This is a genomic window from Bradyrhizobium sp. (assembly GCF_016462955.1).
In the GTDB taxonomy this organism is placed as follows: Bacteria; Pseudomonadota; Alphaproteobacteria; order Rhizobiales; family Xanthobacteraceae; genus Bradyrhizobium.
In genome coordinates, this window is sequence record NZ_JAEMSD010000278.1 from 1 (window position 1) to 333 (window position 333).

1 protein-coding gene is annotated in these 333 nt (G+C 64.3%); it reads right to left on the reverse strand.

Features of this window, described 5'->3' with window-relative positions; all coding sequences use genetic code 11:
- The coding region (locus JHD07_RS24515; protein WP_291626753.1) for a transporter substrate-binding domain-containing protein at positions 1-333 on the reverse strand (333 nt) is incomplete at both ends.

Consider the following 333-nt stretch of genomic DNA (forward strand, 5'->3'; position numbering starts at 1 on the left):
GTCGGCAGCACCAGCTGGCCGAGCGAGGGATTCTTCTTCAGCACGGTCAGCGACAGCATGGTGATCAGGCACTGCGCGTCGACCCGGCCGGTCTGCAGCGCGGCGGTGGCATCGTCGGCGGTCTTGAGCCGCGTGATCTGCGCCTTCGGTGTCAGGCGGCTCACCACCTGGTCGTGCGAGGAGCCCTGGTCGACCGCGATCTTGATATCGGGCGAGTTCAATTCGGCCCAGCTCTTCGGCTTGAAGTCCTTCTTGCAGAGGATGCCGAAGGCATTGTTGAACACCGGCACGGAGAAATCGACCACCAGCGCGCGCTTCGGGGTCGGATTGAGG